The sequence below is a fragment of the Herminiimonas sp. CN genome, assembly GCF_000622895.1.
Lineage (GTDB): Bacteria > Pseudomonadota > Gammaproteobacteria > Burkholderiales > Burkholderiaceae_D > AVCC01.
Genome location: NZ_AVCC01000118.1, coordinates 1 through 7,830, shown reverse-complemented (window position 1 = coordinate 7,830; position 7,830 = coordinate 1). Strand labels below are relative to the sequence as shown.

General features: G+C 61.3%; 7 protein-coding genes and 1 tRNA gene. 6 read left to right on the top strand and 2 right to left on the bottom strand.

Going from position 1 to position 7,830, the window contains the following annotated elements:
- Positions 1-20: 20 nt before the first annotated feature.
- Both HMCN_RS0116510 and HMCN_RS0116505 read right to left on the bottom strand, forming a co-directional pair.
- Entirely contained in the window at positions 21-359 is a 339-nt protein-coding gene (locus HMCN_RS0116510; protein ID WP_025918421.1) for a P-II family nitrogen regulator, read from the bottom strand.
- A gap of 44 nt (positions 360-403) precedes the next feature.
- A complete protein-coding gene (locus tag HMCN_RS0116505; RefSeq protein ID WP_025918420.1) occupies positions 404-2,017 on the bottom strand; it encodes an NAD+ synthase in 1,614 nt (537 codons plus the stop codon).
- A 129-nt stretch (positions 2,018-2,146) separates the two neighbouring features.
- Between HMCN_RS0116505 and HMCN_RS0116500 the strand changes: the two genes are divergently transcribed.
- The 6 genes from HMCN_RS0116500 (at position 2,147) to HMCN_RS0116475 (ending at position 7,513) form a co-directional block, all read left to right on the top strand.
- Positions 2,147-3,319: a GNAT family N-acetyltransferase gene (locus HMCN_RS0116500; protein WP_025918419.1), complete on the top strand. Its 1,173-nt coding sequence runs from the start codon at positions 2,147-2,149 to the stop codon at positions 3,317-3,319.
- Between the two features lie 71 nt (positions 3,320-3,390).
- Positions 3,391-3,777, top strand: coding sequence for a carboxymuconolactone decarboxylase family protein (locus tag HMCN_RS0116495; RefSeq protein ID WP_025918418.1), 387 nt, complete (start codon positions 3,391-3,393; stop codon positions 3,775-3,777).
- A 446-nt stretch (positions 3,778-4,223) separates the two neighbouring features.
- Positions 4,224-4,511, top strand: a complete 288-nt coding sequence (locus tag HMCN_RS0116490; protein ID WP_025918417.1) for a hypothetical protein — start codon at positions 4,224-4,226, stop codon at positions 4,509-4,511.
- 86 nt (positions 4,512-4,597) lie between these two features.
- Positions 4,598-5,788 carry a serine hydrolase gene (locus HMCN_RS0116485; RefSeq protein WP_081801554.1) on the top strand — a complete coding sequence of 397 codons (1,191 nt, stop codon included), beginning with the start codon at positions 4,598-4,600 and terminating at the stop codon, positions 5,786-5,788.
- Between the two features lie 30 nt (positions 5,789-5,818).
- Positions 5,819-7,255, top strand: coding sequence for an exodeoxyribonuclease I (sbcB, locus tag HMCN_RS0116480; RefSeq protein ID WP_025918415.1), 1,437 nt, complete (start codon positions 5,819-5,821; stop codon positions 7,253-7,255).
- A gap of 167 nt (positions 7,256-7,422) precedes the next feature.
- Positions 7,423-7,513 (top strand) — tRNA-Ser (locus HMCN_RS0116475).
- Positions 7,514-7,830 lie beyond the last annotated feature (317 nt).

Here is a 7,830-nt window from a genome sequence, read left to right as displayed (position 1 = left end):
TTTTTATTGTGCAACTCGAATTAAACCGCGTTCGCTCCGGTTTCTCCGGTGCGGATGCGCACCACTTGCTCGACGTTCTGGACAAAAATCTTGCCGTCGCCGATCTTGCCGGTGCGCGCCGCCTTGATCACCGCATCGACCACATTCTCCACCACGCCGTCGTCGACCACGACTTCAATCTTGACCTTCGGCAGAAAGTCGACCACATATTCGGCGCCGCGGTACAGCTCGGTATGGCCTTTCTGGCGGCCGAAGCCCTTGACTTCGGTCACGGTCAGTCCGGTGACGCCGACTTCGGCCAGCGCTTCGCGGACTTCATCCAGTTTGAACGGCTTGATGATGGCAGTAACTTGCTTCATGGGAATAGTCCTTTAGAGTATTGTGAAAACGGTATGAAAGATGGTTATTCTCGAAAGCGGGACGTAATCGGATAACGCCAGTCGCGCCCGAACGCCCGGTGCGTGATGCGGATGCCGACCGGCGCCTGACGCCGCTTGTATTCGTTGATCTTGATCAGACGCGTGATGCGTTCCACGTCGTCCTGGCTATAACCAGCGGCCAGGATATCGGCAATGCTCAGGTTCTGCTCCATGTACATCTGCATGATGGCGTCCAGTATCTCGTAGGGCGGCAATGAATCCTGATCGGTCTGGTCGGGCCGCAGTTCGGCCGACGGGGCGCGGGTCAGGATGCGGCGCGGAATGACGTCCGACAGGGTATTGCGATAATCGCACAAACGGTACACCAGCGTCTTGGCAATATCCTTGATGACCGCAAAGCCGCCTGCCATGTCGCCGTACAGCGTGCAGTAACCGACCGCCATTTCGCTCTTGTTGCCGGTGGTCAGCACGATCGCGCCGCGCTTGTTCGACAGCGCCATCAGGATGGTGCCGCGGATGCGGGCCTGGATGTTCTCCTCGGTAGCGTCTTCCGCTAGTCCCGCGAATTCCGCAGCCAGGGTGGCGCGGAAGGCGTCGAAGCACGCATGGATCGGGATTTCGTCGTAGCGCACGCCGAGCCGGCCGATCATCTCGCGCGAATCCAGCAGGGAAATCTCGGCGGTGTATTTGGACGGCATCATCACGGTGCGCACCCGCTCCGCACCCAGCGCATCGACCGCGATCGCCAGCGTCAGCGCCGAATCGACCCCGCCCGACATGCCGATGATCACGCCGGGAAAACCGTTCTTGCCGACATAATCGCGCACCCCCAGCACCAGCGCCTGATACACCTGCGCCTCCAGCGCCAGTGCATTGGCAACATGGCCGCTCTGCGGCTCGCCAGCGACGAATTCGATCAGTTGCAACGCTTCTTCGCAATGCGCCAGTTGCGCGCAGATGCCGCCATTGGCGTCCAGCACGAAGGAATTGCCGTCGAAAATCAGCTCGTCCTGACCGCCGACCAGGTTCGCATACACCAGCGCCAGGCCTTGCGCGCTGACGTTCTCGCGCATGACTTCCAGCCGCTTGTCCTGCTTGTTCATGTGGTACGGCGAGCCGTTCGGCACCAGCAGCACTTGCGCGCCGGCGGCCTTGGCGCGCGCCGGGGCGTGGGCGTACCAGGTGTCTTCGCAGATGTTGATGCCGAATGCGGTACCCTTGACCGAAAATACCAGCGGCGCGTCGCCCGGGGAAAAATAGCGCTTCTCGTCGAACACGTCGTTGTTCGGCAATTCATGCTTGCAATAAGTTGCCAGCACTGCGCCAGCCACCAGCACCGAGGCGGCGTTGTAGCGCATGCCATCGCGCAGCAGCGGGTGGCCGACCACCACGTGCAGGCCCGCGAGCGGGGCCAGATCGGACGCCAGCGCAGCCAGCGCTTCAGCGGTTTTTGCGTAAAATGCCTGACGCAGCAACAGATCTTCCGGCGGATAGCCGACCAGCGACAACTCGGGCGTGAGCACGATATCGGCACCTTGCGCAGCAGCCCTGCGGGAAAAATCGACGATTTTGGCGCGGTTTCCGGCCAGATCTCCGACGATGCTGTCGATTTGGGCAATGGCGACTTTGACTGTCATGATAAGTAAATAATCGATGAAATCCGGCAGATAACGCTGCAGCAATTGCACAGCTTATGCACCTGAATTATTAAAACTTAATGCGGGCCGGATCATTAAAATCAAGCACGGAACAAGGCGAATGAACCCATGAATTATCGCACGCGAATCGTCTCTTCTCTGTCGGAAATTGGCCAGCAGGATTGGGATGGGTTGGTGCAACTGCAAACCGACGCCAATCCGTTCCTGTCCTTCGACTTCCTGGATGCGCTGCATGCCAGCGGCTGCGCCAGCATCGAGACCGGCTGGCGGCCGCAATACCTGACGCTGTGGCGGGACGATGCGCAGGGCGGCGCGCAACTGGCGGCGGCGCTGCCGCTGTATGCGAAATTCCATTCCTACGGCGAATACGTGTTCGACTGGGCCTGGGCCGACGCCTACCGGCGCCACGGCCTGGAATATTACCCGAAGCTGCTGGCGGCGATCCCGTTCACCCCGGTCGCCGGCAGCCGCCTGCTGGCGCGCGATGCGCCGGCCCGGACGGCCCTGATACAGGCATTGCGTGGCTTGCAGGTCGACAGCGCAGTATCCTCCTGCCACATCCTGTACCCGCCGCAGGCCGAGGCCGCGCAACTGGAGCAGGCCGGCTACCTGCTGCGCAGCGGCGTGCAATTTCACTGGATCAATGCCGGCTATCGCCATTTCGACGATTTCCTGACCACGCTGGAGCACAAGAAGCGCAAGAACATCCGCGCCGAGCGGCGCAAGGTCGCTGAAGCCGGCATCAGTTTCCGGCATATCGCGGGCAGTTGCGCGACCGAAGCGGACTGGGCGTTCTTCAACCGCTGCTATGCGCAGACCTATGCCGAACACCGCTCGTCGCCGTATCTGAACCTGGACTTCTTCCTGCGCATCGGTGCCGCCATGCCGGGCAATATCCTGCTGATCGAGGCCCGGCGCGACGGCCGCCCGATCGCTTGTTCGCTGCTGATCCACGACCGCAGCACGCTGTACGGCCGCTACTGGGGCGCGCTGGAGCATGTGCGCTGCCTGCACTTCGAGACCGCGTATTACCAGCCGCTGGAATTCTGCATCGCGCACGGCATCGGCCGCTTCGAAGGCGGCGCGCAGGGCGAGCACAAGATGGCGCGCGGCTTCCTGCCGCAAAAAACCTGGTCCGCGCACTGGCTGGCGCATCCAAATTTTGCCGATGCAATCGAACGCTTCCTGGCGCACGAAAGCGACGGCATCGAAGCCTACATCGATGAATTGAATGAACGCAACCCCTTCAAAACGGTGCCGTCAGCGCACCGAAAAATATAGGAACGCGGTATTTCGCCCACGCCAGCGATAAAATATCCCGCACCAAAAATCTCAACCCGACAGGAATATGCATGGATCAACAATTCGAAGACGGCTTGCGCATGCGCAAGCAAGTGATGGGCGACGCTTTCGTGGAGAAGGCATTTGCCGGCATCGACAGCTTCACCGCACCGCTGCAGGAATTTGTCACCCGCAACGCCTGGGGCACGGTCTGGTGCCGCGACGGACTGGACCTGAAAACCCGCAGCCTGATGACGCTCTCGATGCTGACCGCGCTCGGCCGCGCCCATGAAATCAAAGGGCATGTGCGCGGCGCGGTCAACAACGGCGCCAGCGTGAAGGAAATTCAGGAGGTACTGCTGCACGCCAGCGTCTACTGCGGCATGCCGCTGGCCATCGACGCCTTCCGCTCGGCGCACGAAGTGCTGAAGGAAATGGGTCTGGTCGAGCCTGCGTGAGGTTTTCAAAAAAAACATGTACAGCATGGAGTATTTTTAAAGTCACACTTATATACAAGCGGAAATTAGTGCCATTTTCAGTATGCCCATCATAGAATCTGAAACTCACGGCGCCCCGCGCAAAGGCGGCGCAGACATGCGCCATAATTTTTTCTTATGGCGCTATCCAGATTCACTATTTCCCAGCGCAGGCCAATCCTCCTACACTGGCTTCACAGCAGTGCCACAACGCACCCAAAACGGCCGCCATCAAGGCCACCGCGCTCGCACCTTACCGGGTGCATGCACATGCCCGATCGCACCGAAACCCACCCGGCCAGCGCATCGGACAACCACTCCGGCACTGGCACTGCTGGTTTGCCTTTAGCTCCACCTGCCGCGCCGCACCATGCCGGCGCTGTCGGGGTTATCATGCGCAATCCTCAACGCGCACCCGGACCCATCGCATGGACCTCAAGAAACTCGCCAACCTCCTGCTCGTGCTCGGCATCCTGTTGCTGCTGGCGGCGGTTGCATGGTGGGCCGACTTCTACTCCCCGATCATGCACGACCTGAACGCGCCGCTATCGGATGCGCTCGATTGCCTGTACTCGAACGCCGGCGCCTGCAGCCTGGCATCCGGCATTACCCAGCTGCTCGGCAAGACCCCATACAACCCGACGCTATTCCTGGTCGGCGCCGGTGCCTTCTGTGCCGGGCTGCTGCTGCGGCTGACCATCAAGTCGCCCGCATAAGCGCGCGGCATTTGCCCAGTATCCCAACAGAATAATCATCCGGGCAATACTGCCCCCATGCAATGAATGCGGAAAGAAAAGTCAACATGTCCGATTTCCAGGCAAGCAGCACCGTCCAGCCCCTCGAGCGGCTGAACCGGGTCATCGCCTCCCACATCGCCGACGGGCTGATCCCGGGTGCGGCAATGCTGATTGCGCGCCGCGGCCAAATCGTCCATCAGCAGGCGCTGGGGCGACAAACCCCGGACGATGCGGCGCCGATGCGTCTGGACTCGATTTTCCGCATCTATTCGATGACCAAGCCGATCGTCTCGGTGGCGGTGATGATGCTGGTCGAGGAAGGCCGGCTGCTGCTGAGCCATCCGGTGTCGCGCTATCTGCCGGAACTGGCAAATCTGCAGGTCGGCCTGACCCTGAGCGGGCTAGAGGATCAGCCGGCGCTGGGCCTGGCGCCGGCCCAGCGCGAGATGACGGTGCAGGATTTGCTGCGCCACACCGCCGGCCTGACTTACGGCATCTTCGGCACCTCGCTGGTGAAGTCCAGCTACACTGAAGCCGGCGTCGGCGGCCCCGACACCAGCAACGACAGCCTGATCACAAAACTCGCCACCCTGCCGCTGGCGTACCAGCCCGGCACCACCTGGGAGTACAGCCGCGCCACCGACGTGCTGGGTGCGCTGCTGGAGCGGCTGTGCGGCAAGCCGCTCGATGCGGTGCTGGAAGAGCGGATCTTCAGGCCGCTGGGAATGCATGACACCGGCTTCTGGGTGCCGATCGCGCAGCAGCACCGGCTGGCCGAAGGCTACGCCATCGATCCGGTCACGCAGCAAGCGGTGCATCTGCTTAACGTGCGTGAGCGGCCGCGGTTCCTGTCCGGCGGTGGCGGGCTGGTGTCTACCCCGCTTGACTATTGGCGTTTCGCCGACATGCTGCTGCGCGGCGGCGAGCTGGACGGCGTGCGCATCCTGTCGCGCAAGCTGGTGGCGCTGATGACCAGCGACCATCTGGCCAGCCTGCCGCAGGCGAAATCCGGCGCCAGCTACCTGCCCGGCCCCGGTTACGGCTTCGGGCTCGGGGTTGCGGTGCGCACCGCTGCCGGCGAATCGGCGATCCCGGGCTCGGTCGGCGATTACCACTGGAGCGGCCTGGCCGGCACCTACTTCTGGAACGACCCGCAAGAACAACTCACCGCGATCTGGATGGTGCAGGCGCAGGAACAGCGCGAATACTATCGCCAGCTGTTTCGCAACCTGGTCTATGCATCCTTAATCGATTGAACGCGTACAACGCATAACAAAGAACCTCCGATGTCAAACCACACCTTCCTCTGGCACGATTACGAAACCTTCGGCGTGCAAGCGCGCCGCGACCGCCCAGCCCAGTTTGCCGCGATCCGCACCGATGCCGAACTCAACGAGATCGGCGCGCCGATCATGCTGTACTGCCAGCCGGCGCCGGACTATCTGCCCGACCCGCAATCGTGCCTGATTACCGGCATCACGCCCCAGCACTGCCTGCAAAACGGCGTGCCGGAACACCAGTTCGCGGTCCAGATCGAGCAGGCTTTCAGCCAGACCGGGACCATCGGGGTCGGCTACAACTCGATCCGCTTCGACGACGAAGTCACCCGCTTCCTGTTCTGGCGCAACCTGATCGACCCGTATGCGCGCGAATGGCAAAACAGTTGCGGGCGCTGGGACATCCTCGACATGGTGCGCACCGCCTACGCGCTGCGCCCGGACGGCATCCAGTGGCCGCTGCACGAGGATGGCCGCCCCAGCTTCCGGCTCGAACAGCTGACCGCCGCCAACGGCATCAGCCATACCGCTGCGCACGATGCGTTGTCGGACGTGCGCGCCACCATCGCTCTGGCGCGCCTGATCCGTCGGCAGCAGCCGAAGCTGTTCGATTTCTGCCTGGCCCTGCACAAGAAGGAGCGCGCCGCAGCCGAGATCGGCTGGCCGCTGCAGAAACCGTTCCTGCATGTGTCCGGCATGTTCGCCGCCGAGCGCGGCTGCATCGCTCCGATGTGGCCGCTGGCCGCGCATCCGGGCAACAAAAATGAAATCATCGCCTGGGACCTGAGCTTTGACCCGGCAGAACTGGCCACGCTGGACGCCGCCGCCATCCGCCAGCGCATGTTTAGCAAGGCCGAAGAACTGCCGCAAGGCGTGACGCGGCTGCCGATCAAAACTATCCACCTGAACAAGTCGCCGGTCGTGATCGGCAACCTGAAAACCCTGTCCAGCGAGATGGCCGGGCGCTGGAACATCGACCTCGGCAGCGCGCAACAGCACATGACCGCCGCCGCCGCCCTGCCCGACCTGAGCGGCATCTGGCGCGCAGTATTCCGGCGCCCCGATCCAGCAGCGGCGGTCGATGTCGATGAGGACCTGTATGGCGGCTTCGTCGACAACGACGATCGCCGCACCCTGAACCGCTTGCGCACCCTGCCCCCGGAACAGTTGGCAGCTGCGCACTTCAGCTTCGCCGATGCCCGGCTGGAAGAACTGCTGTGGCGCTACCGCGCCCGCAACTTCCCGCACACGCTGTCGCCGGAAGAAACCGAAACATGGGAAGCATACCGCGCCGCGCGCCTGTTCGACGGTGCCGCCGGCGCACGCACGATAGATGCACTGTTTGGCGAAATTGATGCGTTATCGGAAAGCGCAGACGAGCGCGGCGAAGAAATCCTGGGCGCGCTGTATGACTACGCTGAAATGATTGCGCCGGTACGGCGTTAAAGAACAGCAAGTCTTGCTTACAACATCAGTCGCAGCGTGCGCCAGGATGCCTTATGCGTTGGCACGCAAAAACTTCGCCCGCCGAATCAAAAATGCCGTCAATCCCAATCTAACTCTGATATAATTCTGAACTTTTGCGGCGCCCTGCATCGCAAAACAGACAAAAAGGAAAGGTGGCAGAGTGGTCGAATGCACCGGACTCGAAATCCGGCATACGTTTATAACGTATCCAGGGTTCAAATCCCTGCCTTTCCGCCAGAATATCAAGCACTTAGCATTAAATTAAAAGCCCCGTGATCGGGGCTTTTTCTTTAGCGGCATGGGGATTTTTTGACATGCGTTTGAAATTTGTCATTCAGCAAGCCCATTCAGCCGCAGTTCCGCTATTTACTTACGATCAGCTCGCGAGTTCGCCGGCGCTCTTGATGCTGATGTCGAAATATTCCTTCGACATCAGTCAGAAGTGGCTCCAGAAATTCGGACAGTTGGCTAGGTGGGCGCTTTGCTTCACAATCCCGGCCATCAGGCCGAATGCAGGAGCAAAAGCATGACCAAGAGAACCAGACGGAACCATT